At 42.2% G+C, this 26,456-nt stretch carries 29 protein-coding genes; 10 read left to right on the top strand and 19 right to left on the bottom strand.

All coding sequences use genetic code 11. The annotated features are described in order from the left end of the window. Positions 1–69: 69 nt before the first annotated feature. The 5 genes from MHH63_RS11200 to MHH63_RS11180 form a co-directional block, all read right to left on the bottom strand. On the bottom strand, positions 70–501 hold the full coding sequence (locus tag MHH63_RS11200) for a cell wall hydrolase (RefSeq protein ID WP_036687557.1): 432 nt from the start codon (positions 499–501) through the stop codon (positions 70–72). Between the two features lie 809 nt (positions 502–1,310). Next, a complete protein-coding gene (locus tag MHH63_RS11195; RefSeq protein ID WP_076190442.1) occupies positions 1,311–1,703 on the bottom strand; it encodes a DUF2500 domain-containing protein in 393 nt (130 codons plus the stop codon). A 193-nt stretch (positions 1,704–1,896) separates the two neighbouring features. Continuing rightward, complete coding sequence (locus MHH63_RS11190; protein ID WP_169744776.1) at positions 1,897–2,073, bottom strand: hypothetical protein; 177 nt, start codon at positions 2,071–2,073, stop codon at positions 1,897–1,899. A gap of 223 nt (positions 2,074–2,296) precedes the next feature. Next, on the bottom strand, positions 2,297–3,586 hold the full coding sequence (locus MHH63_RS11185; protein WP_341171501.1) for a VPS10 domain-containing protein: 1,290 nt from the start codon (positions 3,584–3,586) through the stop codon (positions 2,297–2,299). A gap of 30 nt (positions 3,587–3,616) precedes the next feature. Then, positions 3,617–4,999, bottom strand: a complete 1,383-nt coding sequence (locus tag MHH63_RS11180; RefSeq protein WP_341171500.1) for an amino acid permease — start codon at positions 4,997–4,999, stop codon at positions 3,617–3,619. A 172-nt stretch (positions 5,000–5,171) separates the two neighbouring features. Between MHH63_RS11180 and MHH63_RS11175 the strand changes: the two genes are divergently transcribed. Next, on the top strand, positions 5,172–6,095 hold the full coding sequence (locus MHH63_RS11175) for an L-lactate dehydrogenase (RefSeq protein ID WP_036687562.1): 924 nt from the start codon (positions 5,172–5,174) through the stop codon (positions 6,093–6,095). Between the two features lie 191 nt (positions 6,096–6,286). On the opposite strand, the gene MHH63_RS11170 is transcribed toward MHH63_RS11175, so the two are convergent. From MHH63_RS11170 to MHH63_RS11160, 3 genes are all read right to left on the bottom strand, one after another. Then, positions 6,287–7,258, bottom strand: a complete 972-nt coding sequence (locus tag MHH63_RS11170) for a glycoside hydrolase family 113 (protein WP_340010294.1) — start codon at positions 7,256–7,258, stop codon at positions 6,287–6,289. Positions 7,259–7,369: 111 nt separating this feature from the next. Beyond that, the gene (locus MHH63_RS11165) at positions 7,370–8,275 is read right to left on the bottom strand and encodes a tyrosine-type recombinase/integrase (protein ID WP_076106781.1); all 906 of its coding nucleotides are present in this window, start codon (positions 8,273–8,275) and stop codon (positions 7,370–7,372) included. 28 nt (positions 8,276–8,303) lie between these two features. Continuing rightward, positions 8,304–9,206: a LysR family transcriptional regulator gene (locus MHH63_RS11160; RefSeq protein ID WP_076133707.1), complete on the bottom strand. Its 903-nt coding sequence runs from the start codon at positions 9,204–9,206 to the stop codon at positions 8,304–8,306. A 128-nt stretch (positions 9,207–9,334) separates the two neighbouring features. On the opposite strand from MHH63_RS11160, the gene MHH63_RS11155 reads away from it, so the two are divergent. The 3 genes from MHH63_RS11155 (at position 9,335) to MHH63_RS11145 (ending at position 13,314) form a co-directional block, all read left to right on the top strand. Next, positions 9,335–10,657, top strand: coding sequence for an APC family permease (locus MHH63_RS11155; protein ID WP_076184385.1), 1,323 nt, complete (start codon positions 9,335–9,337; stop codon positions 10,655–10,657). 198 nt (positions 10,658–10,855) lie between these two features. Beyond that, positions 10,856–11,812 carry an alpha/beta hydrolase gene (locus MHH63_RS11150; protein ID WP_076217745.1) on the top strand — a complete coding sequence of 319 codons (957 nt, stop codon included), beginning with the start codon at positions 10,856–10,858 and terminating at the stop codon, positions 11,810–11,812. Between the two features lie 188 nt (positions 11,813–12,000). Then, positions 12,001–13,314 (top strand): PQQ-binding-like beta-propeller repeat protein, encoded by a 1,314-nt coding sequence (locus MHH63_RS11145; RefSeq protein WP_341171499.1) that lies wholly within the window; start codon positions 12,001–12,003, stop codon positions 13,312–13,314. Positions 13,315–13,317: 3 nt separating this feature from the next. On the opposite strand, the gene MHH63_RS11140 is transcribed toward MHH63_RS11145, so the two are convergent. Genes MHH63_RS11140 through MHH63_RS11120 form a run of 5 tightly spaced genes read right to left on the bottom strand, consistent with a single transcriptional unit; the run spans position 13,318 to position 14,981 of the window. Further along, positions 13,318–13,701: a hypothetical protein gene (locus tag MHH63_RS11140; protein WP_341171498.1), complete on the bottom strand. Its 384-nt coding sequence runs from the start codon at positions 13,699–13,701 to the stop codon at positions 13,318–13,320. Between the two features lie 3 nt (positions 13,702–13,704). Continuing rightward, positions 13,705–13,881 (bottom strand): spore gernimation protein GerPD, encoded by a 177-nt coding sequence (locus MHH63_RS11135; RefSeq protein WP_111504304.1) that lies wholly within the window; start codon positions 13,879–13,881, stop codon positions 13,705–13,707. Beyond that, positions 13,859–14,473: a spore germination protein GerPC gene (gerPC, locus tag MHH63_RS11130; RefSeq protein WP_341171497.1), complete on the bottom strand. Its 615-nt coding sequence runs from the start codon at positions 14,471–14,473 to the stop codon at positions 13,859–13,861. The genes MHH63_RS11135 and gerPC overlap by 23 nt, the downstream gene beginning before the upstream one ends. 42 nt (positions 14,474–14,515) lie before the next feature. Next, positions 14,516–14,743: a spore germination protein GerPB gene (locus MHH63_RS11125; RefSeq protein WP_341171496.1), complete on the bottom strand. Its 228-nt coding sequence runs from the start codon at positions 14,741–14,743 to the stop codon at positions 14,516–14,518. 13 nt (positions 14,744–14,756) lie between these two features. Continuing rightward, positions 14,757–14,981, bottom strand: a complete 225-nt coding sequence (locus MHH63_RS11120; RefSeq protein ID WP_036687577.1) for a spore germination protein — start codon at positions 14,979–14,981, stop codon at positions 14,757–14,759. A gap of 114 nt (positions 14,982–15,095) precedes the next feature. Here MHH63_RS11120 and MHH63_RS11115 point away from each other — a divergent pair, with 114 nt between their 5' ends. Together MHH63_RS11115 and MHH63_RS11110 are read left to right on the top strand one after the other, a co-directional pair. Further along, the gene (locus tag MHH63_RS11115; RefSeq protein WP_341171495.1) at positions 15,096–15,554 is read left to right on the top strand and encodes an Hsp20/alpha crystallin family protein; all 459 of its coding nucleotides are present in this window, start codon (positions 15,096–15,098) and stop codon (positions 15,552–15,554) included. 220 nt (positions 15,555–15,774) lie between these two features. Next, on the top strand, positions 15,775–15,942 hold the full coding sequence (locus tag MHH63_RS11110) for a hypothetical protein (RefSeq protein ID WP_169744777.1): 168 nt from the start codon (positions 15,775–15,777) through the stop codon (positions 15,940–15,942). A 121-nt stretch (positions 15,943–16,063) separates the two neighbouring features. On the opposite strand, the gene MHH63_RS11105 is transcribed toward MHH63_RS11110, so the two are convergent. Then, positions 16,064–16,936 (bottom strand): GNAT family N-acetyltransferase, encoded by an 873-nt coding sequence (locus tag MHH63_RS11105; RefSeq protein WP_339191217.1) that lies wholly within the window; start codon positions 16,934–16,936, stop codon positions 16,064–16,066. Positions 16,937–17,122: 186 nt separating this feature from the next. Between MHH63_RS11105 and MHH63_RS11100 the strand changes: the two genes are divergently transcribed. Next, positions 17,123–17,515: a hypothetical protein gene (locus MHH63_RS11100; RefSeq protein ID WP_076190225.1), complete on the top strand. Its 393-nt coding sequence runs from the start codon at positions 17,123–17,125 to the stop codon at positions 17,513–17,515. Positions 17,516–17,627: 112 nt separating this feature from the next. Here MHH63_RS11100 and MHH63_RS11095 read toward each other — a convergent pair whose 3' ends face one another. Next, a complete protein-coding gene (locus MHH63_RS11095) occupies positions 17,628–18,308 on the bottom strand; it encodes an SDR family NAD(P)-dependent oxidoreductase (protein ID WP_076184391.1) in 681 nt (226 codons plus the stop codon). A gap of 153 nt (positions 18,309–18,461) precedes the next feature. On the opposite strand from MHH63_RS11095, the gene MHH63_RS11090 reads away from it, so the two are divergent. Further along, positions 18,462–19,022 carry a TetR/AcrR family transcriptional regulator gene (locus tag MHH63_RS11090; protein ID WP_076302580.1) on the top strand — a complete coding sequence of 187 codons (561 nt, stop codon included), beginning with the start codon at positions 18,462–18,464 and terminating at the stop codon, positions 19,020–19,022. A gap of 128 nt (positions 19,023–19,150) precedes the next feature. Here the strand turns inward: MHH63_RS11090 and MHH63_RS11085 are convergent, their stop codons facing one another. The 3 genes from MHH63_RS11085 to MHH63_RS11075 form a co-directional block, all read right to left on the bottom strand. Beyond that, on the bottom strand, positions 19,151–19,564 hold the full coding sequence (locus tag MHH63_RS11085) for a VOC family protein (protein ID WP_341171494.1): 414 nt from the start codon (positions 19,562–19,564) through the stop codon (positions 19,151–19,153). 34 nt (positions 19,565–19,598) lie between these two features. Then, positions 19,599–20,522, bottom strand: coding sequence for a ketopantoate reductase family protein (locus MHH63_RS11080; RefSeq protein WP_339281078.1), 924 nt, complete (start codon positions 20,520–20,522; stop codon positions 19,599–19,601). Between the two features lie 255 nt (positions 20,523–20,777). Further along, positions 20,778–22,550 (bottom strand): ABC transporter substrate-binding protein, encoded by a 1,773-nt coding sequence (locus MHH63_RS11075; protein ID WP_339281079.1) that lies wholly within the window; start codon positions 22,548–22,550, stop codon positions 20,778–20,780. 143 nt (positions 22,551–22,693) lie between these two features. On the opposite strand from MHH63_RS11075, the gene MHH63_RS11070 reads away from it, so the two are divergent. Beyond that, positions 22,694–23,938, top strand: a complete 1,245-nt coding sequence (locus tag MHH63_RS11070; RefSeq protein ID WP_339281080.1) for an MDR family MFS transporter — start codon at positions 22,694–22,696, stop codon at positions 23,936–23,938. Positions 23,939–24,101: 163 nt separating this feature from the next. On the opposite strand, the gene MHH63_RS11065 is transcribed toward MHH63_RS11070, so the two are convergent. Then, complete coding sequence (locus tag MHH63_RS11065; RefSeq protein WP_339281081.1) at positions 24,102–25,058, bottom strand: helix-turn-helix transcriptional regulator; 957 nt, start codon at positions 25,056–25,058, stop codon at positions 24,102–24,104. Positions 25,059–25,169: 111 nt separating this feature from the next. On the opposite strand from MHH63_RS11065, the gene MHH63_RS11060 reads away from it, so the two are divergent. After that, positions 25,170–26,105, top strand: a complete 936-nt coding sequence (locus MHH63_RS11060) for a Gfo/Idh/MocA family protein (RefSeq protein ID WP_341171493.1) — start codon at positions 25,170–25,172, stop codon at positions 26,103–26,105. Positions 26,106–26,456 lie beyond the last annotated feature (351 nt).

The raw sequence follows: 26,456 nt of genomic DNA, 5'->3' as shown, positions 1-26,456 counted from the left end.
TGAAATCACACTAACTTTCTGTGAGAATTACTCATTTTATTGAGTAATTCTCTTTGCACAGTTACCATGCTAATTGCCGATAAATACAGTCGGGCAATCTTCTCCGGTCGGAGTAAAGAAGCAATGGGCTTTAAAGCGGCCTGTGTTTTGTTGGTTATACCAGGTTGCAGGACAATCACCTGCGGGTCTGAAGAACCACAAAGCATTGGTAGCTGGCCAGGTTCTTTCACCAGCAATTACACGTTTGGCTAGACGGATATCTGCTTCTCTGGCTCGCTGGTAGAAGTATCCCTTCTGCGGCGCTTCGAAACCTCCAGGACTTTGATAGACCATATCATTCACATTCCGAATGTTATTAAAGTCCAAGCAATTGCCAAGAATCCGGTTGACGCCAACATTGCCGACCATGAGCATGCCGAGTTCTCCATCTTCCTCAGCTTCCGCTCTCATCAACCGCGCCAGCACCTTCACATCTTCCGAGTTCGTTTTGATGACGGCCACGCTGTCTCCTCCTTGGGGTCACTTCTTGTAGCAACCTCGTTCTTAACTGCATGCTGTATAGTATGTGCATTCGCCTAAGAGGTGACAGTTCCCGCCTATTTTTTAGAGTAGGGATCTTTCCTTTTAACTACTCAGCAAATCCCCATTATCTACACTCTAAGCTGCGTATGTCCAATTACATTTGCGCTGCAGCGTCTGAGTCGGGGTCGGTGGCAGCATAAGAGTCGACGTCGAGGTTAGCGTCGAATCAGTGCTGGCATCGGAGTCCACGTCGGTGGTAGCGTCGAATCGGTGCTGGCATCGGTGTCGGTGCTAGCCACAATTATCTACGTCAGCATCGATGTTCTTGTTAACGACAGCTTTAGCATCAGAGTCCACGTCGGTGGCAGCGTCGAATCGGTGCTGATATCGATGTCAATGTCAGCACCCGCTCAAAAGGCGCTATCGGACACAGCTGACCTTATTCGCGATATTAATCCACTTTTGAGATTCTATCGGACCCTAAAGCCCCTATTGGCCCGCAAAGCACCGATTATAAGCCTCTTTCTAATGAATAGCTGCATTGGAGTCCGAAACTAGGCTCAAAAGACTGTGAATTTGCAAATAACGTCATCTGGGTCCGCAAGGTGAGAGGGTAATGAAGATCTGACACTTAATAGATGATCGCACCTACAGTGAGCTTTGAGAGCTACGAGGTCAGTGAGCTTTGAGAGCTACGGTATCAATGAGCTTGAATGGTACATAACCAAAACGCAAAACAGCGATCCACCATGAGCATGAGGATCGCTGTTTTGATTTAATACATATGACTACTCCGCAGTTGAGTATTGTGCCTGTCGTTGGAATCCATGATATCTGGTTCCTTGATAAGTAAGCATTCCTCTATCGCCTTCAGCACTCAAGCCATATTCATGGCCATCTACTTTAAATTCCATGCGACTACCGCCCTCCAGCTCGTACGTTAAATAGTAAGTTGTACTAGTACGAGTTGAGCCATTCTCTTCCTGAAGCTGCTGCTGTCGTACTTCAGTCCGTTTGCTAACGATATGCGCAGGGATTGTTAGTATGGGGGAGCCATTGTTCCTGCCCCATTGAAGCAAGCCCCTGCCTGCTGATATAGCAAGAATACCAATCATAACAACGATAAAGATCGGCATCACCGTTCCGGCAAAATCAAACATCCATGAAAGATCCGGGCCCATTCCCATGACAGTTTCCCCCTTCTTCCTCTTGTTATTCAGCCTAATTGCTGCGTTCTGGTACTTCTGTACATGTATATGCCTCATCTAGTCCAGAAAGCATTAAATAAGTGAGACTAGATGCAAAAAAGACCACTTCGTTTTCTTAGAAATCAAGAATTCGAGTGGTCTCTATACAGAGTTTTCAGTTATTAAATTAAGCATGAACTAGGTCTAGCAATTTCTTAGTTTCGTCCGTCTGATCGTCTAACATTCCATTCTCAGCCCAGCAAGCTCTGCATTGTTCTTCAGTTTCACAAAGATGAGCGTCATCACAGTTGTAGCAAAGTTGCAAAAGGTTTCTTGTCATATAATCTGTTTCGAATGTTTTCATTGTAATCTCTCCTATTCGATGTCTGAGTTTGTGAAAATTTGAACTTGTTTTCTATGTGTTAAATATATCACAGGATTCTTTAAATGTCATGTGATTTTTTTCACATTTATAAAGAAAATTTTAAATAAGTTTTTTCCTTATATTCAATCATTCACAAACAACAATACCCCCCCACTCTTCTAACAACAAAAGAACCTACCATCAGGCAGGTTCTTATTCCTTATTACATTACGCGCCAGCTGATACCACCATTCGTAGTCTGTAACAGTATCGAGCGCTTGTCCTCTCTTTTCTCAATCAAAAGCCACCCCACCTCAGTGGAAAAAAACTGCAGCTTTACAATCTCCGGATATTCCAGAAGCTTAGATCGCAGTACACTGCTCTCTTTAAGAGGTAACCAGGTCGCTCCTTGATCAATCGTATGGTAAAGGGTGTCGCCGAGTATGGTCCAACCGATCTGTGAATTCAAAAAAGTCGGAGCAATTAGACGATTAACACCAGCTTGTGCGTTCAATCCAAAGGAAGCGAATTTCCAATTAGAGCCGCCGTTAGCTGTAAAATATCCATGGTAAGTGATCGTTTTTTCTTTATCCTTTTGACAGCCAACAGACATCCAACCAGTAGACTTACTAGCATCGAAGAACTCCGGTTTGCCAGTAATTACTCGGTCACAATCTTCTAAACGTTCGTTAACTAGAAAAGCTGGCCCGAGGCTCCAGCTCTTACCGCCATCTTTTGTCATAAAGATTTTGGGAAGAGCACCTGTCTGTAGTGTCACAAATCCATGTGTACTATTGCGAAAAATCATTCCAGTGGTGACCCCGGCAAACGGTATCGAATCATTTGGGAAATTCGGATTGTATTGCTCATTCTGCATCACTTCTTCCCAAGTGGCCCCACCGTCTGTCGTTGAAAAAAGTGCCTTGTTCTCTTTATTGGAAGAAGCGTTCCATGAGGTCATTAGCCAACCCTTTCTGGGTGAGTTGAAATATACAGAGGATACTGTATTCACATCTCCTAAAGATGAGATTTTCCAGCTTTGGCCACCATCTGTGGTTCGCAGCACAATCGTTTCTGTCGAGCCAAAAGCACTTCTTATAATCCAACCATGAGATGGATCCGTGAAGAAAATCCCCTTCCCATACACAGGATTGGAGAGGAACTGCACATTTGGTGCTGGTGAAATATTAGCCCAAGTTGCTCCGTTATCCCGGGTCAAGTACAACCGGAGTTCGTTTTTGGTAACCCCCCAGGCCAGACCCTCACTTTCACTAAGCAGCTGAAAATCTGTAAGACGAGTCTGAATTTGATATTTCGGAGCGCTATCATTGTCAATATGATTGGCGTCTGGAGTAATCAGGGTTATCGTCTGTCCTTCTTCAGGTGCCTCTGTCGGCTGGGGCTGCTGAGTAGGTTCAGGGGGAGGAGATGAACAAGCCGTGACCACCCACGCTAACAAAATCAGCATCAATATTAATCTTATTCCCTTCAATCCAGCAATCTTAGATGCCAATAACCTCTCTCCTCTCGGATGGATTGAATCTTATTTATGATTCAAATTACTATTACGATAGCCATATAGTGCATAGATTAGAAGTCCAACAACTGTCCAAATTAGAAAACCAATCCAAGTCTCACTTCCTAGATTATACATCAAAATACCACAAGTTGCCGCACTTAACAGCGGAATGAAAGGTACCAAAGGAACTCTGAACCCTCTTTTTAAATCCGGATGAATATATCTAAGCGCGATTACCCCTAAAGACACTACAAAAAAGGCAAACAATGTTCCTATGCTTGTCAGATTTGCCAACCGGTCCAGTGGGATGAAACCCGTTAACACAGCTATTAAGATACCTACCATCCATGTGCTTCGTACAGGTACCTGTGTTTTAGCATTAATCTTAGATAAACTTATGGGCAGTAGGCCATCACGTGAGATGGCAAATAACAGCCGAGTTTGACCGAATAACATCACGAGCAGTACCGTAGTCATTCCCGCAATGGCTCCAACAGAGATCAGACCGGCAATCATATCCTGATTTACAAAGCGAAGCGCATAAGATACAGGATCACTAACATTGAGATCAGTATATGGAACAATACCCGTTAATACGAGTGAGACAAGAACGTACAAGACAGTACAGATAGCAAGGGATGAAATAATTCCAATCGGCAAATCGCGTTGGGGTCTTTTCACCTCTTCAGCAGCGGTTGCTAGCGCATCAAAACCTATGTAGGCAAAAAACACTGTGGCCGCGCCATTGATCACGCCATGGTACCCAAAAGGGAGAAACGGAGTCCAGTTCTCTGGCTTCACATAGAAAAATCCTGTTACGATAAATAGAAGCACCACTGCTATTTTGATAAAAACCATGATTGCGTTAAAGCGTGCCGTTTCTTTGGTTCCCCGAGTCAGTAAATAGGAAATTAACAAAATGATGATTACTGCAGGCAGATTTATTATTGTACCCGCTTGTGCATTATAAGCCCCCGATAGTGCGGTTGGAAGATGTATCCCAAAGCCCTCTAATAACCCCTGAAAATACCCTGACCAACCGCTGCTTACAGCCGCTGCGGCAACTCCGTATTCCAAGACAAGATCCCAGCCTAAGATCCAAGCTAATAGTTCTCCAAAGGCTACATAACTATAAGCATAAGCACTCCCGGAAACAGGAATGGTCGAAGCAAATTCCGAATAACATAATGCCGAGAGCACACAGGCAAACGCCGCTAGTAAAAAAGAAATTATAAGACCAGGACCTGCATGTTCTGCTGCGGCAACTCCTGTCATTACAAAAATACCTGTGCCGATAATGGCTCCTACCCCAAGCATTGTTAGATCCAGGGCACCCAACGTCTTGTTTAACTGCGTCCCCTCAGAACTTGTGGGTATGTGTAGAGCCTTTTTACGAAATAAATCCATCCTTACATTCTCTCCTGTCTAGTCTTGCTAAGATAATGAAATAAAAATCACATTTTAGTATGGCCTTAATTAGGGTAATGCATTAAATAAGATCAGCTTGAAAACACTACCGTTAACGATTATGATGGACAAGATTGAAACCAAAAATTTGAAATATTAAGGAGATGGAGACATGGCCCCCCCAAAACCCAATCGGGTCGTAGTTATCGGTACTGGAGCAGTTGGTACAACTACAGCCTATACATTATTGTTACGTAGACGTATGCCCGAACTCGTACTTATTGACGTTAATCATCAGAAAGCACTTGGCGAAGCACTGGATATGAATCACGGCATGCCTTTTGTCGGCGGTGTGAAGTTATGGGCTGGTACTTATGAAGACTGCCGTGAAGCAGATATCATTATAGTCACTGCCGGTGCATCACAAAAACCGGGAGAAACCCGGATAGATCTGCTTCGTAAAAATATTTCGATTTTTAAAGATATCATTGAAAAAATAACAAAGTATAACCAACATGCCATTCTACTTATTGCAACTAACCCTGTAGATATTCTGTCTTACGCGACTTTGAAAATAAGTGGGTTTGACCGCAGACGTGTAATTGGTTCTGGTACGGTACTTGATAGTGCTCGTTTTCGTTATTTGATCGGTCTTCACAAAGAAATCGATCCTCGCAGTATTCACGGACAGATCATCGGTGAACATGGAGATTCAGAGCTTCCGGTTTGGAGTCTTGCGAATGTAGCTGGGATTGATCTTGGTTTTGACGAAGCAGAACGCGAAGAAATCTTCCAAGATACCAAGAATGCAGCCTATGAAATTATTGATGCCAAAGGCTCAACCTCTTATGCAATAGCTCTTGCACTGGACCGAATTGTAGTCTCCATTCTTCATAATGAAGGCGCCGTGTTGAATGTTTCTACTTTATTAAATAACTATAACGGGGTTTCGGATGTCTATCTCGGTGCGCCTTGCGTAGTAGATCGCTCGGGTGTTCGACAGGTACTGGACCTCCCACTCAATGAAACCGAACAGGCTTTATTCCAGAAATCCGCTGAGAAGCTAAAAGCAGAAATAGCTAAGCTAGAATTGTAAGCGAATATGGCTGGAAACAGCCCTTTTTGACTACAAAAGACACAAGAAACCGTCCTTTTTATATGTGGAGCGTTGCCTCCACTATGAAAAGGACGGTTTTTAATATAACACGAATTAACTTAGCCTGCCAATGACAAAAAGATCCTTTAGCAGGCCAGGCTCACCTGAAATTCCGGATCTTTTTTATCAATTTATTTAGTGATAGGTTGCTTGTAATATTCTTTGAGAACTTGTTCGGCTTTTTTGCCATAAATATCAAAACCACGGTCAATGGAAGCCTCTTCCAAGGCATATAATTTCGTGCTCCAGTCCCACCAGAAGTAACCGGCAAACCAAGGTTCATTCCAGAATGCTTCCAGCGCTGACCGATAGAAGTTGGCTTGTTCATCTTCTGAATACGGTAAGTCTGTGTATGTAAAGTCCCATGGCATGGTGGCACATCCATGCGCACTTCGGCATCCAATCTCGATGAATACGAGAGGCTTGCCAAATCGCTCAGAAAGTGACTTAAGCCGCGGTTTCTGCCGCTCCCAACCTGCCAGCATATTCTCATAAGAATCTCCCGGCACGGAAGCTACCGGATAATAAGCGCTGGTTCCGATAAAATCCACCTCATCCAGCCACTCGATTCCTTCTTCTTTGCCATGATTGGCATTATAAATGATCGGCCCTGTATAAAGATTGGTGACCTCTTGAATCAATTGTCTCCATTCCGCAGTTCTAGACTCTGTGCCTACCATTTCGCAGCCGATACAGAACATCTCACATTCAAGCTCTTCCGCCAACTCTGCATAGTGTTTAATGAAATTTGTATAAGAACGGAACCATGCTGCCCAATAAATCTCTCCCTCTTCCGGAAATCCAATCCTAGCTCTCCAAATGCCATCCCTCGAATTCACAACCGGTTTAAGACAAACTTTAAGACCAAGCTGTTTTGCCTGTTGTACCGCATGTGCGAGATCACGATCTGTCACCGTGTAACCGTAATCATAATGAATTTCTGTTGAATGCACTGTGTCTTGCCATGTCCAAAAAGATAAGGCGATCCATTCACTTCCTGTCTCCGCCAGCTTTCTCATCGAATCTTCTGCATATTCTGTACGGTATTCACCTCGTTTTGATCCCCAGCCATAAGTCATCCCTTTTAGAAATACATCCTTCACGATTAGGACCTCCTATAAAAAACTCTTAATAACTGTTAGAATAAATCAATACCGTTATAATAACAAGTTATTTTTGTTATCAATTTTCTGAGGAGGTTTCTTTCTTTTCTATCACAGCTGGATTTGCAATTTAGACATAGCCTCTTCCTTCTCACGACTGGTAATATGTGTGTATACGGTTGTAGTCTGGATCGAGGAGTGACCAAGCAGTTCCTGTACAGTGCGCAGATCTGCCCCTTTTCTCAGCAGCATGGTTGCAAAGGAATGTCGGAGCTTATGACTTGAATACGGACGTCGCTGTGCTGCTGGCACATCCCTTTGGAAACGATCAAAGGTATCTGCTGCAATTTGCTGAATGCCGCGGATCGACAACCTGCGTCCTTTTTGTGAAATGAACATCGCTTCCTCTTTACTGCGCCAAGGATCTAACCTTTCTGCTAACGCAGAGTCCAGAAAAGGCACTACATCCTCGGGAACCGGCACATTACGCCATTTACGCCCCTTCCCAAACACACGGAGAGAATGTCTTTCTACATTATAATCACTCAAATTCAGTGTGTGGACTTCCCCCACCCGAAGCCCCATATAGGACATCAACAAAAAAACTGCTAAATTGCGCTTTTTGTATTTACCATCTATAGAAGATAAAAACCGACCCAGATCACTTTCATCTAAGTAGACCGGCTCACGATTGATCTCCGTTTTGGATTTCTTAATCCCGGCTGCCGGGTTGTTCTGAAGTAATTCCAGCTCGATCAATGCCTTGAAAAAACAGTTAATCGCAGCATGCTTCCGGTTACGGGTCGCATCACTCACTCCACGTTCGCGGACAGAGGTCAAAAAAGAAATGACATGCAGCTTCTTCACCGTCTCAAGCTTTTTACCATTCAGGCTGTCTAAAAATTGTTTCACATCTACTAAATAGGATTTTTGCGTATAGGGAGTGTACCCGGCATCCTTCATCCAGATGAGAAAGGCCTCCAGCCCTTCTTCGTAGTCTTCACACCACTCATTCATGCCTTAGAGCCTCCTTGTTAACGTTGATCTATATTAGACTTCTCCATTGCTCAGCATGTTTTTGTATCGCAAGTAAGAACTCCGTCAGTACGGGCGATTTCCATTTCTTATGATGATAGGCGATCTGCGTCGCCACACGCTGTGATTCATCATTCCAATTCAACCTGGCAAGTTTGCCTTCGGAGAGTTCATTTTTCACAGTAATTAATGGAAGAAAGGCAATGCCAAGATCAGCCATCACACATTGCTTTATCGCCTCGATGCTCCAAAACTCTAACGTGGGGTCAGGAAAAACACCGTAACTGTTCAAATGCCGTTCAAATAAAGTCCGGTAGGAACAGCCCGTTTCGGTATGAAGTATGGTCACTCCTTTTAAATGAAGGGGTTCTACCTCAGCAAGATTTAATAAGGGATGATCTGGCGCTGCGATCAGCGTCATCGGCTCATGTACTAATGTTTCTATATTTAAATCTTTATCTTCCGTCTCAGGTTGCAACAAGAACGCTAAATCCAGTTCACCCGAACGGACAAAATCTGATAGTTCCCAGCAAGCTCCAGGCTTCAGAAGAATTTGCACCTTCGGATATTTAGCGCGAAACTCCTTAATAATACCTGGTAAGCGAAAAGCAGCGAGAGATTCAGGAGCCCCAATCCGTAAAGAACCCGTAAGCTCACTATCCGAGCGTAACGCGTCCTCTGCTAAAGTGTGCATTCTGGATATTTCTTGAGCGAACGGGAGCAACCGACGCCCTGCGTCGGTTAGGATAATCTTTTTACTGATCCGATCAAATAATGGCTGACCAATTTCAGACTCTAGTGCTTGGATTTGTGCAGTAATACTGGATTGTGCATAATCAAGCTTCTGTGCTGCTCTAGTAAAACTGCCCGTCTCCACTACCACTAAAAAGGTAAAAAGATGACGTGACTCCATGAATTTCCCCCTAAATGAAAATGAACCATCGGAATATCGAATGGATACTATTCAAAAATTCTGTTTTTCCAATGGATCTATTATCTGCTACTCTAGAACAAAAGACAAGGAAAGCAGGATAAAAAAACATGAAGGAATCCGGTTCAAACACTTTACAAAAAAACATTGGCATGCCTCAGGCTATTGCCCTTTACATCGGGGCTGTGTTGGGTTCTGGGGTCTTAATTGTTCCTGGTTTAGCTGCAGAAATGGCGGGTCCCGCTTCATTACTGGCGTGGGGATTTATGTCGTTGCTGATTTTGCCGATGGCCTTATCAATGGGTCTGCTCTCTGCTAAATTCCCTAACGCTGGAGGCGTGTCCCATTTTGTAACGCTTGCTTTTGGTCCAAAAGCTGGCTCACTGGTAGGATGGTTTTTTCTGATGTCCGTTCCGATTGGCGCACCTGTTGCTGCACTGACTGGAGCTGGTTATATGACCGCCGCTATGGGCTGGGACGAATCTGCAAGAATTACTATTGCCGCTATTATGTTGGTCATTGGCCTGATTACGAACTGGATTGGTATGCAGGTAGCTGGAAAGGTACAAATAGCGGTAGTTATAGCGATTGTTGCTGTGCTGGTCTTCTCCTTTGCTACTGCACTGCCCCGTATGGAAGTCGAACACTTCACTCCCTTTATCCCACATGGATGGATGAGCATTGGCCAGGCTGCTGCAATCTTATTCTGGTGTTTTATTGGCTGGGAGGCTGTCTCACACCTATCTGAGGAGTTCAAGGACCCACAGCGTGCCGCCGTTAAAGGAGTAACTATCGCCGCTATTATAGTAGGGATTCTATATTTTCTCTCCGCACTAGCAACTGTTGGTACACAAAGCTACCTCAAAGGTGGATCAAGCACTTCACTCGTCTGGATTATTAGTCAGCCTCTTGGGCGCTGGGGAGGATTTATTGCCGGACTTACCGGTCTGTTCATCTGTACAGCCACAATTATTGCCTATGCAGGAGCTGCCTCACGTGTGGCTTATGCTTTATCCCGCCAAGGCTCTGCGCCGAAATGGATGGGTAAAATATCCAAACAGTATCATACCCCTATCGGTGGCATAGCTTTTCTTCTGCTCTGTTTTGTATCGGTGATGACGCTGTATGGCAGCGGGTCCCTCTCCATCACCACTCTGATCCAGTTTCCGAATGCTACTTTTATCCTGACTTATATCGGAGGTTGTGCTGCAGGAATACGTCTGCTCAAAGGAAGTCGCTTAGGTGTGACGATAAGCTGGATTTCTTTTTTAGCAACAGCTGCTGTGTTTCCTTTTACGGGCTGGGCGATAGGCTATCCGCTACTCATTACTTTGGTATTCGTTTGGATTATCCGTAATAAGCGTAAACAGAGGATACGTGTCACTGAAGAGATTGGTCCTGAAATGCATAAGGAACAACAAAAGGTGTTGTAAGGCTCTAACTGCGTTTGAACTTCTCCTTAAGGAATAGTTGTACTGGTGTCCGAAACCGTGCTCAATAGGCGATAAATGTGCAAATAGCGTCAAATCTCTAACTAGTCCTAAACGGGCATTCGTTTCAGCAGCTGCTTAGATGGTTATGGAATGAAGAGGGTATACTAGACTATGACCAGTCAAAGGAGACGATAAATCATGCCAAACAAAACTAAGATTATTCTTGAGCCAGCTGCTCAAAAATTTGCCGATGATAATGCGAAACCTCCCTTTCTACCTGACCTTGGGCCAGAAAAAGGCCGTGAAACGGTAGATAGCGTACAATCCAGTGAGATATATAAACCTGAAGTTGATATTGAAGATCTAATGGTGCCAGGTGGACCTAACGGTGATGTTTCCATAAGAATCGTTCGTCCCCCAAGCTCCTCATCAGCGTCGCTGCCTGTTATCCTGTACATTCATGGCGCAGGCTGGGTGTTTGGGAATGCTCATACCCATGATCGCCTGATCCGTGAACTAGCTGTCGGAGCGGAGGCCGCAATTGTTTTCCCAAATTACAGCCTCTCCCCAGAAGCTAAATATCCTACAGCTATTGAAGAAATCTATGCAGTACTCCAGTGGACAGCTGAAAAAGGAAGCGAGCACGGATTAGATACTAGCAAGCTTTCTATAGCCGGAGACAGTGTAGGTGGGAATATGGCCGCTGCTATTACTCTAATGGCTAAAGAACGGAGTGGGCCGAAGATAGCGAAACAACTACTATTCTATCCGGTAACGGATGCCTCGTTTGATACTGAATCCTATCATGAGTTCGCCGAAGGCTATTTCTTGCAGCGGGACGGCATGAAATGGTTCTGGGATCAATATACTACTGACCCTGAGGAACGTAATCAAATCACGGCCTCCCCTCTTCGGGCTAGCCTAGAACAGCTACGGGATTTACCAGATGCACTGGTCATTACTGGTGAAGCAGATGTGCTACGGGATGAGGGTGAAGCTTATGCCGCCAAATTGCGGGAAGCTGGCGTGAATGTTACGGCTGTCCGCTTCCAAGGCATCATTCATGATTTTGTCATGCTGAATCCTTTAGCCGAGACTCATGCTAAAAAAGGAGCTATCAAGTTAGCGACAACATGGCTTCGTGAAGGTTTCTAAACAAATCAACTGTTGACATATTCTTTTACTAGGCGAATTGGTTCACACAGAATTCTTGTGCGAAACTGATTCGCTTTTTATTGTTAACATAATATTTATTATGTTAACAAGTGTATTTTTACAATTGAGAAACAAATATCCATTCTCTGCGTCAATATATTATAAATGATGTATAAGGAGCTAAAATCGTGAAATATGTACCGTTTATCCTAAAGACCGTTATATCTTCCTCCTTGCTCGTATCTGGAGCTGGTATATATTTGTCTAGTGCTCAAGCAGCAGTAACAACCTATGCCTCCTCTTCAACAACCGTCGACTCTATCACCACAATTAAACCCTTATGGCACGACAAGGCAGATGGTCAAGGAATTTATAGCCAACAGGCTCCTATTGCAAATAAATTATTCTATTATTCATCAGGCGGGACACTAAAGGCCGCCGATCTCACCACAGGCAAAGTTAAATGGTCCTACAAAAACGGAACAAATCCTGAGATTATAACGAATAACTCGGTTTTCTTTATCACTTATGAGGGTTATCTTGTAAAAGTTAATGCTCAAACGGGGAAATTGCTTTGGAAGGTTAAGGCTGCCAAAGATCCGATCGAGATCGGTGCTTTCGCGGAGTTAGTTAACGGAGTGATATACTTCCGGAACGAACATGGTGGAATTGCAGCTTATCATCCGGTTACTGGTAAAAAGATCTGGGAGAATAAAGACATCCCTATGTATGTAGGAAGTATCGACGGCCTTTATAACGGGGTATTGGTAGTATCCAGTACCGTTGATAATAGACGCACACAGTTTTTCGGTCTCGATCCGGCTACAGGCAAGAAGTTATGGAGAATTCAGGGATTTTATAGCTTTGTTGCTTACCGGGATGGTGAATTATTACTCCGCGAACAAGCCAATGCTGCAAATGATGCCTCTAACGAGCCTCTTAAAGGCTATCAGTTGACCTTGATACATGTAGATGTTAAAACTGGAAAAGCGAAGACCAAAAAGAACTACAAACCGCTCGAAGATGTCAGTAGACTCGGTAATTATTTTACATCACTTCAAGGCTCGTATCTATATACAGTCGATGGAGGTTTAGACCAATGGGGTGGTCATCCACTATACCGCTTTACCTTAGGTCAAGAAACAGCGAGTGAACCCAAAAGTTATGAGGAGTACGGAAATTGGGTGGCTGGTCCAGTAAATAACATGGCTTTTTTCCAAAAGGATGCACAGATTACTGGCGTTCAAATGAACGATAATCGCATTATAAGCTTCAACGGTCCGGACAGTCCCGCGCTTAGCGTTCAATTTCTGGGTAAGGGGATTTACGCTGGCTATGAGAATGGCTACTTCTATATCATAAATGCAGAAACAGGCAAAGCGCTTGGCAAAGTAAAGACCGGAGTACAACAATACGGCACACTATTTAGTGCGAATGGTATTCTCTACATCCAGACAGAGCACGATATATTCGCGATTTCCCTGCCAAAAGAATTAAAATAGTTGTTACTCCTCATTTTTTGCAGCCACTTCTCGTTTAAACTCACTGGTTCGACTCTCCAGATGAACTGACCCGCTGTTTCCAATCTGGAAGGTCGTGCCAGTCCCGATCGAAAGAATTTTAATATATTGTATATTAATCGTTGTTTCCACGGAATCCTTTAATATCACAAATTCATCCGCTTCATTCCCTTGGTTTGTCCATACAGGGATAGGAATATCTATGAGTGTAGTTTCTTTCGTGTGATTATTAATCTCCTTTATGTTAAAAAGATAATTCTCCTTGCTTCCCAGGAATTTAGATTGAACCCGGTCTACAGATCCACAAATAAAAATAGAACTGTCGGACAGATTGTTGATATAAACATCTTGTATGCGTGAGGTGTGCATAGGTTAACTGCCTTTTTTGACTTGATCTGGCGCGCTCTGAGTATATTCTATTACGCTGTCAAACGCCGAGGAGCAATGAATGGATTGAGTATCCCCTACTAAAAATACTGATGAACCCGAGATCGAAACGACTTTCACTGCATTGACACTAATATCTCTATTGATCACCGTTATCTTCATTCGTCTCCCGCCTTCCGGTTATATTTATTTCCAAATGCCGCTCTACTGCCATAACGATATCTCGTTTGATTTGCTCTACAATAGAAGCGCATTCCTCATCAGTGTATCCACGCCCTTCTTCTGTGGCAGGGAGTTGGTTTACATACTCGTTAATCCGTCCATCCATTTGATTCAGCAGATCCTGAGTCACCATTTGGATATATTGCTCATCAATGCTTAAATTCTTCTCTTTTTCTAAACGTGAAAATTGCGAGGGAACCTCTTCTTGCACATACTTCAAAATCTGTGGGCGAATCTGATCCGATAAGGCAGTTGTACCATCCTCCCGCTCCCCTATAGGTTTACCGTTGATCATCGCTTCATCCAGATTGTTTCCCTCATTCGGTGTAATGCCTATATTTAAAGTGCCTTCCAGCTTTTCGATTTTTAATTGTTCAAAATGATAATTGATAGGTCCTATACTTGCAGATTTATTGTTCTTTATGCTGTCTACATCGCCTTGCAATTCGCGAAGCTGCTTCTCTAACTGTTGAATCTTCTCCGCTTGCAACCTTAGTGTATTAAAAACCTGCTGAGCGTAATACGGATGCATACAACCCCCTCCTATGGTTTATTGTATGCGGGGACAAAGAGCCTAATTCAGATGTGCATATAGTTCCGCCGCTGGCGGTAAGGATACACGGGGTGAAGCCATTTTTTCCGCTGGAGTCGTTGGAGCCGATGATGGAGCTCCAGAGGTCTCATAATTATGAGACAACGTATTGATTCGTCCCGATGTACCAATCTGAAGTACCGAGGAATTAGAGATAGTGCCGATTTTTAGATTATAGATCGATATGCATTGATATACCGTAATGTTCATTTAAACCCCACCCTTAAGGAGGTGATACTTGATCCACCACATCTGAATCCATCGTATTTGTACTGCTGGCCGCATTATTCGTTATATTCGTACCTATGGAGTCACCTATGGAGAAGGAGTTGGCACCGGCATAAATTTTAGAGTTGCTGCTCAGGATAACGGATGCCGTATTTCCTACTAAGACTGTGGAGCTGGGGCCTACGCTATTGATTTTAATATTGCCGATGATTGAAACCACCAAACCACTCCTCCTTTCGGAATGATAAGCTATTCTATGTAGATATTCGCCCAGATGTCACTGAATAAGTCAAACGCCCATACAATGGATAAAAACCGTAGGAGGCGCAGAGCTATGAGTCCCAATAAGACGAACCCTTTAGATTGGATGAATGAAGATCCCTTTTTTAAGAAAAAGTTATCCTTGAAAGCTCTTGAAGAGCAGTGGAAGTTGAATCCTAACCAAATTGACGGGTATGTCGAAAAAGTAATCCGTGAAGCAACTGCAGCGACCTCCTCTTCATTTATGAACGAAACCTCAAGTTTAAGTTTTGAGCATATCGACACTCATAATCACCTAATTACCAAAATTCGTATTCCGAACGGAATTCACCCCGAAAGTATATGGGCACAAATCAATCGCACACAAATTAAATTAACAGGTTTAGGAAAAGATCATAGCGAGATTATTCAGTTGCCAGTTCCCGTCATTCCAGATCAGAGCAGAGGCACTTATAAACAAGGTTCCCTGCAATTCAGAATGCCTAAAATGTCAGCGGGAAGATTCAAAGATATCGACATCCGTTATTTATAAAATATTCCTTTAAAATCCACCTGTTTTACTCGTCCAAGTGCCCCATCCCCCCTAAAAAAACGTCTTAAAATCAAAACAGCGTATAATTTAAGTTATACGCTGTTTTTTGAGGGTGTTTTTTGCCCCTTTTTCATCCGATTTTCTATTCTTTTCGCTCTTCGAACTTTAAGTTCCTCTTGGTCATAAGATGGAGTATTAAGAGTAAAGGTGGGGGCAAATCATGTCTAAAAACAAACGCGGCAAAGCACTTTGGCGCATTCCATCCCGGGCCAGAGGAACATGTCCGATCTGTGGAAGCACACGTATTAAGCTGTTGTACTTCGGGAAAGGCATTTCAGGTGAAAAGCTTAATGTATGTAAGAAATGTGATGGGAAGCAAAAGGCATGAAAGCATTTAGCAGATAATTCACAGAACGGGTTACCAAATAAAGTGCGACCTTAACCTCGAACCTAAGCTCGACAAAAAAGCTATCGCACTTTGCTTGGTAATCCTTCACTTACAAAAATTTTTATAGTTCAATCCGATAGCGTCTTTCCTCATTCGTTAGAATGAAACCGACAGATTCATATAGCTGTAATGCAGAATCATTTTCCGTAAGCACCATCAGACATGCCTCTTCCAGTCCGTGGGTTCTAAAATAGCTCAATGCTTGAAAAAGCATGTACTTAGCAATTCCGGATCTTCTCCATGGCTCAAGTACAAATACATTTTCGATGTAGCCACCCTTCTCTTCCTGCCAGACCATTAAGCTACCCGCAACCTTCTCCCCTTCTCGAACAACAAGTGATGTCCAGAGCGGATTTTGTTTAAATTCAGCTAACCGTTCTTTCCCTAGCGGAGTTTCCGGCCAAATCTCAGCTTCTAATTCCAAATAATGCTCGTCTTCTTCAGGCGTCTCCATATTCCAGGTTGCGAATTCAAGTTCCTTAGCCAGAGTGGGTTCAGACAAGCCATCACTTAGATTGTGTTTCATCTTAAATAAGCTATTATAATGAGAGAAGCCCTTCACTTTTTCGAAAAATTGAGTATTCAAGACTTCTGCCGAATCGTTCCCTACACATAGAGTAGTTTTGTAATCCTTTGATAACGTTTCTTTTAATTCGAGTGCTCTTAATAAGAGTGACTGATAAACTTTTTCTAATAAATCATAATCGGCTTCACGTTCTGGTATTGTTTTTAAGTTCAGGTAGATCGAATGTCTGCTATCCTTGGAACGGCCGGGTGGCACAATATTGATGATGCTCACTTGACCTTTGGCCACCATTTTACCGTCCTCGAAAGCGCAATATACATTTTCCCAATTTTCCTCAGTGCCAACCCACCAAAAAACAACATTCCCCTTTGAAGATACTGAGTTATAAAGTTCACCAAGTAATGGCATGTCAGCTTGTTCAAAATGACGGATAATAGTCAATACAAAACCCCTTTTCAAATCATTAATATGGAATATATTTATAATAACATGCAAGTCCACGCTTGATTTGGTAATGAATTTTTATAACTAACTTCTCCTTGTTGTAACATTTTTTAAGTAACCCCTGTCTTACTTATATAGGGGGACTGAAGGATGAGAAAACGATTTTTTATAGGGATTACGATATTTCTGATTACTTGTGGAGTTGCTCTTGGTGTAGGGACGATATCAAATCTTCTGAGTCCGTTTAAAAGCTTCTCAGTCATCGTAGATAATCAATCTGATGTTGATATTAACTCTATCGAAGTAGGATTAATTGGTGCGGATTCAAAGAAATTGTATACAAGTCCAATAAAAGCAGGACAAAAGAAAAAATTCAAACCAAAATTGAGTTTAAATGGTGAAGGTGCTATATATCTTCGATATACCAACTCTAACGGACAGTCTAAAGAACAAACCGTGTGCGGTTATACCGAATATTTATCAGGTCATTCCAAAGTCACGATTACTAATGAACGCACAACCGTTGTTCAGCAATGTAATTAAATCTATTCACATCTGACCTTCAATCCTGCTTCACTCTGATGAGAGATATGTCTTCTAATAGGATAAAAAGCCGCCATTAAGGCGACTTGCTAATCAAATAAGATTTAGTTTTTTAATTTGGAAGATGGGTCGGATCCAATCCTAGAGGGAATACTTCCTCAAAGTTATCTTGCTTTTCATATAAGCTATACCAAGTCTCTGCAATAACATCAGGATCACCAGCTGTTCCTGCTTGTATCATTGTCCCTATGGAAAGATGGCCGACAAATACTCCTTTATCTATTAACTCATTGTGTAAAGCAGTAGCATAATTTCGTATACCAGACATAACAATGCCGCCATTTCCTACAAAAGGCAAAGGGAACATAGCAGAAATACCAGTGGTAAAAAGAATGGCTCCTGATCCTCTATGGATCATATTGGGTAATACTTCATTAACCGAAAGAACGGCGGGCAGCAAGTAACTGTTTATTTGTTCCAACACACTTTGAGGTGTAGTTTCCAGCACATGAGTGAATTTATCCCACCCTGCATACGGACTGAACTCTAGTACATCGATTGAACCAAACTCTTTTATTATCGCTTGAAAGACTTGTTTTAGAGCTGCTAAATCTGTCACATCCGCTACAAAAGATTGTGCTTCAATATTAAGTTTCTTAAGTTCACTAATGATCATTGATAATTTCTCGGGATTGCGTGAAATGACAGCCACCCTAAATCCATTAACTCCGAATTTTTTAGCTAGAGACAATCCTAACCCAGGCCCTGCACCCACGATAACAATATTTCTCATTTTTGATGAACTCCTTTTCTATGATATATTAAAGTAACAGCTGTTGCTTTAATTGCTAATATACAGCTACTAATTTAATGTATCAATCAACAATCAACCTGCAAATGTTGCTATAGCAACAAGATTGCTAAATTGTTGGGTAGGAGTGAAGTAATGGCTACTAAAGTAAACAATATTCGGCTGACACAGACTAAACAGTCTTTAATTGACTCCTTTTTACGGTTAGTTTCCCTGAAGGATTTTGAGAAAATAACAATCGTCGATATAACAAAGGGAGCTAAAGTTAATCGAGCCACGTTCTATGCACACTTTAATGATAAATATGAATTATTGGATTATATTATGGGTGATTCGGCATCCGCTGCTATTGTAAAACATACTGAAGGTGAAATTAAATTCGATCAAGAAGGCATCACTCAACTCGTATTATCGGTATTCGATTTCTATCAGCAACCAAACATACAATGCCGCAGCAGTTATATAGGGATGGTTGTCCCTCAATTGAAAGAGAAGATTATAAATGAGCTGAAGGTTCACTTATCTAACGCTTTAGGAGATATCTACCCAGATCACGGGAAAAGCTTTTATGTACCGATCATCGCACAAATGATCCATGAAGGTGTCTATCAATGGGTAACAGGGAATAATACTATAAATCAACAAGAAGTCGCCGAGAGAATTTCATCATTAGTCTTACGTGGGCTGCAATCGTAATTTAAAATCAGAAGATTCCTCAGACCTTTCCGCTGCCTGAACACTAAGGGGCCGAGTACGTCATTTTACAGACGAACTCGGCCCCTTGTGATACAGAATATTATCTGACCGTGCAACACATCAATCGATTACACATTCCCCGAAAGATTTAATTGCCATGACACACCAAATTGATCCGCTACCCAGCCAAATTTCGAACTGAATGGATATTCGCCTAGTGGCATGAGCACCTGTCCACCCTGGGATAATGCTTCATAAACGCGGTCAATTTCGGCTTCACTTTCACAATTCACATACAAGGATACTGCTGGAGTAAAGGTGAATCCATGCTTCACATAGCTATCTATACACATAAAAACTTGTCCATGTAATGAAAAAGTAGCCTGCATGACACTCCCTTCAGGGCCTGCTTCATTTGCTCCATAACGTTTAATACTGATGATTTCGGAGTGATCAAATAAAGAAGTATAGAAATTCATAGCTTCTTCAGCCTTTCCTTCGAACATTAGAAATGTCATTATCTTTTGATTCAGTTGCTTCATAATCGTCCAGCTCCTTAAAGTTATTTTATACAGATCATCTCATATCATTAACGCTTTCGTATACTTTCAAACGGGCATATAAGGTTTCGAGAATGGGATACATAACTTGACCAGGTACAGCCATCGCCAAAAGTGCACCATGCAGATGTTCAGCTTCCACTGGCAGATGTTTTAGCATATCCCTATGCATAGAGGAAGTAAATTCGGGTAGCACCGAATCCATCTTTTGCATCGTGACCGATACCATATCTGCTCCAACAGGCATACCTGCACTTTGCGCTATACTCACGATCTCATTCAGAAGCTGCTCATAAATAGTACGCGCTGTAGATGAGGCTAAAATGGGTCCAACCGAGCTATCCATTAAAGTTGTAATCCCGCTTAAACTAGCTACGAATATATATTTCTGCCACACTTCGCGCTGAATATCAGAGCTTAGTATCACAGTGAATCCTGCTTTATCCAAATGACTGAGAAGTTTCTGCGTTCGTTCTGACTCCCCACCCGCCCATTCACCAAACACAATACTATGAAAAGAACTACTTTGTATGATAGCTCCATTAGAACCTAACGTTGTCTCGATATAACAAAGACCACCCAATACCTTTTCTGCTCCAAAATGCTGCTGCAAAATACTAAAATGTTTATACCCATTAAGGAGCGGGAGAATCATAGTCTGTTCACCGACGAAAGGGGTAAGATCCATCATCACCTGAGGCAAATGATAGGCCTTCACTGCAATAATAATACAGTCAAAAGGCGCTGCCTTCTCCCCATATGTAATCGTCCGAACGGGAGTCTGAAAGTCACCATGCACACTTTTTATTGCCAGACCCTCATCTTCTAACTGCTTTTGTTTAGTAGAACGGACTAGAAAAGTTACATCTTCCCCTTTTTGAACCAGACGCCCTCCAAAATAACCACCAATAGCTCCTGCACCCACGAATAGAAATCGCATGTAAGTCTCCCCTTTTTTCACCTAATTTTTAACAAATAAAAAGACCGCTTAGCTTATCCGCTAAACAGGTCCGAATGGCAAAAAAAGAGTCAAGTATCGACCGTTCTTTTGTCTCGGTCCATACGGATCTGAGCAAAATCCAACGAGTTCACCTCCATGGCTACAAATAAATTACTATTCTTAAATCTGATCCATCTAGAGCGCCATTCGATTCTATCGATACAGCCTCCCTGGAAAGTATAACAAAAGAAAACCTTAAAGCCTAGTTTTAATCCATAACTTAGAGATGTCCAGAAACCCGAAGGAACCGGTGTGCAGACCAAACAGGCTTTGATTTAGCTGAGCTTTTTTATTCATATGACAGCCATGCAGCACCCAATAATTGTCTCGTAGAATTCCCTCCGCTTGATTCAGCAGTTTCACCCGTTCATCCTTTGGAGACTCTGCGAAAGGACCTAATACCTTCGAAAACAATGAAATCTGGTCCTCTCTAAGCAAAGAAAATAAATAATTAGATTTATTATTAAAGTAGTTAATCATTCCCCATTGCCAATCATCTTCTAAAACCTCTTCAGCAAGCTGGATCTCTGCTGTTGTCTGTATATGATCTGCCTTAAATTCATTGAAAAAATATAACTCAATTTGCAAACCTACGGAGGCAGCGCGTGTTTGGAGCCATAACGCTTCTTCTCGTTCTTCTTTTTTATCCTTAGTTGCTAAAGTAATGACTTCTCCCTGATACCCATTTTCCGCTAAAAGCGCTCGGGCATGTTCCAAAGTTGGATCTAGAAGCTCTCTCTTACTGCTCTCCCATGGCAAAAAGCTATCTGCTGGAGTGATACGATTGCCACCCAATTCTTTTATTAAAGCCGTTCGACTGTAAAGGATACGGATCACTTGGCGAAACCATAGCTGCTGATGAATTCCCTCTCTATGAAAATTAAACAGAATATATCTGCAGCCTAAGGCTGGGTAATCTATACTGTGATTGCTGATGATATCAGGTAAAAGCTCTCCATGTTCAGGATCTGGCAGCTGGTATTGGCGTTCATTAGAAGCCTCTTTTGGCAAATACCAAATCTCAACACGATCCAGGAGCGGCCGAATTCCGAAATAAAAATCAAAAGCTGCGAGCACCAAAACATCCTCATTCAGATCCAATAAACGGTAGGGACCTGTACCGCTTACTTCACTAGTGATATCTATATCGTAAGGAAGAATGGACATGTGAATACAACTGAACAGATGCAGAAAAAAGAGATTTGGACGTGACAACACAAACCGGATTCGATGATCTCCTTCAACCTCTACTCGTTCGATATCCTTATAAAGGCTAACCGCAGGGCTGTTCAAGTCGATAAGCCGTTGTAGCGTCTCTTTTACATCTCTCGAGGTCATGATTCTTCCGTGATGAAAGCGCACCCCCTTACGGAGGTAAAAAATGTAACTTGTATGGCCCTCATTAGCTTCCCACATATGGGCCAAACCAGGAAGAAAGGTATCGGTCGTTGCGTCATAAGTAACTAGTGTGCTATAGATCTGACCCAGCAAATAGGATTCAAAAGCGGTGTATACATAAGCAGGGTCCAGTACTTCCATATGCCGGTTACGGGTAATCCGCAGGACGTCCAGCCCTGAGGTTGACTCTGCTTCACTACGGAAACCCATCTGTTTATTTAACATCGTTAACAATCGTTCCTTTAAGGGTCCGGTCACCTGATCGCTGCTCATCAATTCGATAGCTTCTTTTATCTTTCCTTTACTGACTAACTCCTGAAAGCTATCCTCGAATACCTCATCAATACTTTTTAAAAAAGTAAGTTGAGAGATATGCCCCCTGCCTCTCCCCGGCTGCCATTGAATATATTCCTGCTCTTCCAGTTTCCGCAGCACGAATTTAACATTACGTGGAGTGCAAATCAGGATCGAAGCCAATAAATCTATCGTCACAGGAACAGGTTCATTCAGTTTGAACGAACTAGTAACGCCTGCTGCTAAACATAAAAAATGATTACTTATCTGGTCCAAATGGTTCACTCCTTTAAAGGTGAAATGGTTAATGTAATCCTTACACTTTTCCTTCCCCCTTTTATCATTATAATTATACATAAATCAACAAGGAATATGCAGCAACAATATTAGAGCAATAAGACTAGGAGATCGTAATCATTATGAATCAGCATCTAAGGCACATTCACCCACTAGCCTGGACAATTATCATCGGCACCATGTTCGGACGTCTGGTGACCTCGATGAGCATCCCGTTCTTATCCATCTATCTAACCCAAGTTCTCGGAGCTTCCCCGACACAAACAGGGATTACGGTCGCGGTTAGCTCGCTGGCAGGCGTATTGGCCAGTTTTTATGGCGGTTATATTTCTGATATTGTTGGCCGCAAAATCGTCATGTTAATCTCGGTATTTGGCTGGGCAGCCGTCTTCTTCGGATTCTCAGTGGCTCAACATCTATGGGTATTTTTCCTGGTGAACACCTTGAACGGCTTATGTCGATCTGTATTCGAGCCTACTTCACGGGCACTTTTATCTGATATTACACCTCCCGAGAGCAAGCTGCTTGTCTTTAATCTTAGATATGCAGCAATTAATCTTGGTGTAGTATTTGGTCCGATCATTGGGCTACAGCTCGGCTCTGCGGAATCAACTTTTCCTTTTCTAATCGCAGGAATCGTTTATGTTGCATATGGAATTGTATTATTCATGCAATTTAAGGCACATCGTTCAAGCATGCCCGACCGTACACAAGCTCAAGCACCACGTTTACTCGAAGCTTTGACAATCACCGGTAAAGACCGTGTGTTCCTACCTGTACTTCTGGGTACCATCTTTTGTGTGTTAGGATACGGTCACTTCGGCTCAACAATGGCTCAATATTTAGCGATGAATACGCATTTCACCAATGGTGGGCAATTGTTCTCCTATATGTTGTCACTGAATGCTATAACCGTGTTAGTAGTGCAGTATCCCATTGTACGAACGGCAAGTAAATTCCCGCCGATTGTCCCTTTAATCCTTGGGAATATCTGCGTTGCACTTAGTCTTCTCTTAGTGGGGCTTGCAGGTGGTGTGGCTCTATTAATGATCAGTGTAGTTCTGTTCACTATAGGGGAAGTCTTACTCTTTACGATGATGGATATGTTGATCGATCGGATTGCCAAACCTGAAATGAAAGGGACGTACTTTGGTACGATTGGCTTTAATAATTTAGGGAGTGTTATGGCACCTATCTTCGGGGGGGTGTTGTTAGACCATTATGGCGCTCAGAATGGCCTTGCGATCTTCGTACCGTTGGCTTTAACAACAGCTTTTGGTCTTCCTTTTCTTCTCGTAGCGCACAAAAGACTTGTTGCCAGAGAGAAATTAACACTTGGTGTTGAAACTAGAGCAATAAAAGGATAACTTATCCAATTAAATACGTCATTTACTGGATCATACTCATATTAGTTAACATAATCATTATTATGTTAACTAACTATATGAATTAATTCATTTATCAGAAAATCGGGACCGTATCTTTGCAGAATATGCAATAGCTACGGTCTCTTTTACATAGAAAAAACGGTTAATCATATATTCCCTGCAGAAAACTCAACTGGCCTTTCACATATTGCCTTAGCTCTAATGGCTCAATGATTTCGGAATGTCCTATTATGCTCCAGATATTAGCACATGCACTTTCATAACCAAACATATTCACCTTTAAAATGAATGCATCCCCTTCTTCTCTCATTTCCATGACCTCTAGCTGAGATAAAGAAGACATTGTTCTCTTATCGGCTCTAATCACAACAGGATAGACCTCTTCCTCTTTACAAACTTGCTTAAAAACCTGTCCCTGCTGCTTCCAGTGCTCTTCTAATGAAAAATCCATAGGTATAGAGTACTCTTCTTCCACAAGCTGCGTAGAGGCAATTCGCTCACATTTAAATGTGCGGATGTGCTTAGCTTCTTCACAGTAGGCTATAAGATACCATTCCTCTTTTTTCACCACAAGACCATAGGGCTGTAATTTCCTGTATGATATTTCTCCGCTAACCTTTTGGTACGCAATCTGTAGTTTATGAGATCGCCAAACGGCTGTCCGAATAGATTCCAGACAGGGAATTTCTATTCGTTCTGTCCACCAAGGTGTGTCATCGAAATAAAAGCGTTTTTGCGCTTTCTGAATGTCAGGTTGGTAGGATGCGGGCAATGTTTTTTGTAATTTCAACAGCGTCGTTTTCAGCTTAAGACCCGATTCAGAATGTCCCCCAGAATAGATGCCCATACCTGTTAAATATAGATTGATTACATCTTCACCATGTAACTGCTTCAGGTTAACTGTGTATCCCTCCATTAAAGAGATACCACCATTGGGCCCCGACATAGACAACAAAGGAATACCAGCTTCAGCTAGTACATCTATATCTCTATAGATAGAACGTACAGAAGTTTCCAAGGCTTGAGCTAGTTCATTGGCCTTCATTTTCCCTCTCGACTCCACTAATAATAAAATAGCGATCAAACGATGTAAGCGCATGAGAACCTCCGAGCTTTTCTTTTTTATCTAGTATACTTCAAAATTCTTGCCATGATGTTGTCAACAATAACAGGTTATGATTTAGTCATTACATAAAGGGAGCTGAAACATATGAAAATTGCCGTATTAGGAACAGGGTTCGGAGCTTATCATGCAGAATTATTGACGAAAAATGAGCGTGTAGACAAAGTAGTTCTTTATGGTAGAAATGAAGCTACGCTGCAAAATTTAAAACAAACGTTAGGCGTTGAGATTACCACAAATATAGAGGATATCATGCTTGATACCACGATTGATGTAATCGATATCTGTCTGCCCGTGACTTTACATAGACAGTATGCCGTTGAGGCGCTTAAGCATGGAAAACATGTATTCTGTGAAACCCCCGTATGCTTTACCATTGAAGATGCCCTTGCGATGAAGGAAGCAGAACAATTGTATGGCAGACGAATTCTCGTTAACCAGTTTATTAAATTTGATCCTGCGTACAAATATTTATACGAAACCACTACTAATGAGAAATATGGAAAGCTTTTAGCCTTCACCTTAAAAAGAGAAACGTCTCCTCTCTGGGGGGATCTCGGACTTCATTCTATCTCCACAAATCTGATGATTCACGAACTTGATTTTGTAACGTGGCTGCTTGGATCGTTAGAAGAATACTTTGTGTGGGGAACCGATGGTGGACGAAGTGAACAAGCTTTAGTGCGTACCCATTTTCAGAAAACGAATGTCTCCGCAGAGATCGTTGTATCCTCACAAATGCCAGCTGGTTATCCTTTTTCCGTAGGGTATGAGGCTTATTTTGAACAAGGAAAGCTAGTCTATCAAGAAAGTGACGACATGAATGGCATGGTTGAAGGATCATTAATTGAATATACCTCTGCAGGTAAACAGCAACTTTTGTTAGAACAAGCTAATCCTTTTGAAAAGAGTATTACGCATGCTCTCCAGTGCTTAGAGGAGGGTTCTACATCAATAATCGAGTTAGACTATGCCTTTCAAGCTATGGAATTAGCAATAAAAATAGAAAAAAAGCTTGTTTAAACATAAGGGTTGGTGTAGATATCCTTTTTCATGGTTTTTGTTTGTATGGGCGTAGAATTTGTAGAATTAGTGGTTAGTAGCTAGGGAGAGGAATAGGTTTTGAGTTTTCTATTGTGAATTTTTCATATGTTGAAATTGTAGAATAAAGTAGTAAATTTAGTCCTTTTTGGTACGCTATGGTTAGTTCTTGTTCATAAAAAGCTGTTATTTCACAGCATTTTGGAGGGATTTCATCCTTGGGATTAAGGGCGTTCAATTAGAGGATAAGTTAGTTGAACAGGCTGCCTATGATCTCGGCAGCCTGTTGTCATTGTGCTATCGTGCCCCATTAGCGTAATCGCGAGATTTATT

The organism is Paenibacillus sp. FSL H3-0310, from assembly GCF_038002785.1.
Classification (GTDB): domain Bacteria; phylum Bacillota; class Bacilli; order Paenibacillales; family Paenibacillaceae; genus Paenibacillus_AQ; species Paenibacillus_AQ odorifer.
This window is presented reverse-complemented; position numbering and strand designations above follow the sequence as displayed.

Excerpts from the sequence above, each read along its gene's own strand:
- MHH63_RS11060 (WP_341171493.1), top strand. The coding sequence starts at position 25,170 with ATGAAAATTGCCGTATTAGGAACAGGGTTCGGAGCTTATCATGCAGAA.
- MHH63_RS11140 (WP_341171498.1), bottom strand. The coding sequence starts at position 13,701 with ATGCACACCTCACGCATACAAGATGTTTATATCAACAATCTGTCCGAC.
- MHH63_RS11105 (WP_339191217.1), bottom strand. The coding sequence starts at position 16,936 with ATGCCATTACTTGGTGAACTTTATAACTCAGTATCTTCAAAGGGGAAT.
- MHH63_RS11100 (WP_076190225.1), top strand. The coding sequence starts at position 17,123 with ATGAGAAAACGATTTTTTATAGGGATTACGATATTTCTGATTACTTGT.
- MHH63_RS11090 (WP_076302580.1), top strand. The coding sequence starts at position 18,462 with ATGGCTACTAAAGTAAACAATATTCGGCTGACACAGACTAAACAGTCT.
- MHH63_RS11195 (WP_076190442.1), bottom strand. The coding sequence starts at position 1,703 with ATGGGCCCGGATCTTTCATGGATGTTTGATTTTGCCGGAACGGTGATG.
- MHH63_RS11115 (WP_341171495.1), top strand. The coding sequence starts at position 15,096 with ATGAGTCCCAATAAGACGAACCCTTTAGATTGGATGAATGAAGATCCC.
- MHH63_RS11095 (WP_076184391.1), bottom strand. The coding sequence starts at position 18,308 with ATGAGAAATATTGTTATCGTGGGTGCAGGGCCTGGGTTAGGATTGTCT.
- MHH63_RS11110 (WP_169744777.1), top strand. The coding sequence starts at position 15,775 with ATGTCTAAAAACAAACGCGGCAAAGCACTTTGGCGCATTCCATCCCGG.
- MHH63_RS11135 (WP_111504304.1), bottom strand. The coding sequence starts at position 13,881 with ATGAAGATAACGGTGATCAATAGAGATATTAGTGTCAATGCAGTGAAA.
- MHH63_RS11065 (WP_339281081.1), bottom strand. The coding sequence starts at position 25,058 with ATGCGCTTACATCGTTTGATCGCTATTTTATTATTAGTGGAGTCGAGA.
- MHH63_RS11070 (WP_339281080.1), top strand. The coding sequence starts at position 22,694 with ATGAATCAGCATCTAAGGCACATTCACCCACTAGCCTGGACAATTATC.
- MHH63_RS11085 (WP_341171494.1), bottom strand. The coding sequence starts at position 19,564 with ATGAAGCAACTGAATCAAAAGATAATGACATTTCTAATGTTCGAAGGA.
- MHH63_RS11175 (WP_036687562.1), top strand. The coding sequence starts at position 5,172 with ATGGCCCCCCCAAAACCCAATCGGGTCGTAGTTATCGGTACTGGAGCA.
- MHH63_RS11125 (WP_341171496.1), bottom strand. The coding sequence starts at position 14,743 with ATGAACATTACGGTATATCAATGCATATCGATCTATAATCTAAAAATC.
- MHH63_RS11160 (WP_076133707.1), bottom strand. The coding sequence starts at position 9,206 with ATGGAGTCACGTCATCTTTTTACCTTTTTAGTGGTAGTGGAGACGGGC.
- MHH63_RS11080 (WP_339281078.1), bottom strand. The coding sequence starts at position 20,522 with ATGCGATTTCTATTCGTGGGTGCAGGAGCTATTGGTGGTTATTTTGGA.
- MHH63_RS11155 (WP_076184385.1), top strand. The coding sequence starts at position 9,335 with ATGAAGGAATCCGGTTCAAACACTTTACAAAAAAACATTGGCATGCCT.
- MHH63_RS11180 (WP_341171500.1), bottom strand. The coding sequence starts at position 4,999 with ATGGATTTATTTCGTAAAAAGGCTCTACACATACCCACAAGTTCTGAG.
- gerPC (WP_341171497.1), bottom strand. The coding sequence starts at position 14,473 with ATGCATCCGTATTACGCTCAGCAGGTTTTTAATACACTAAGGTTGCAA.
- MHH63_RS11190 (WP_169744776.1), bottom strand. The coding sequence starts at position 2,073 with ATGAAAACATTCGAAACAGATTATATGACAAGAAACCTTTTGCAACTT.
- MHH63_RS11150 (WP_076217745.1), top strand. The coding sequence starts at position 10,856 with ATGCCAAACAAAACTAAGATTATTCTTGAGCCAGCTGCTCAAAAATTT.
- MHH63_RS11165 (WP_076106781.1), bottom strand. The coding sequence starts at position 8,275 with ATGAATGAGTGGTGTGAAGACTACGAAGAAGGGCTGGAGGCCTTTCTC.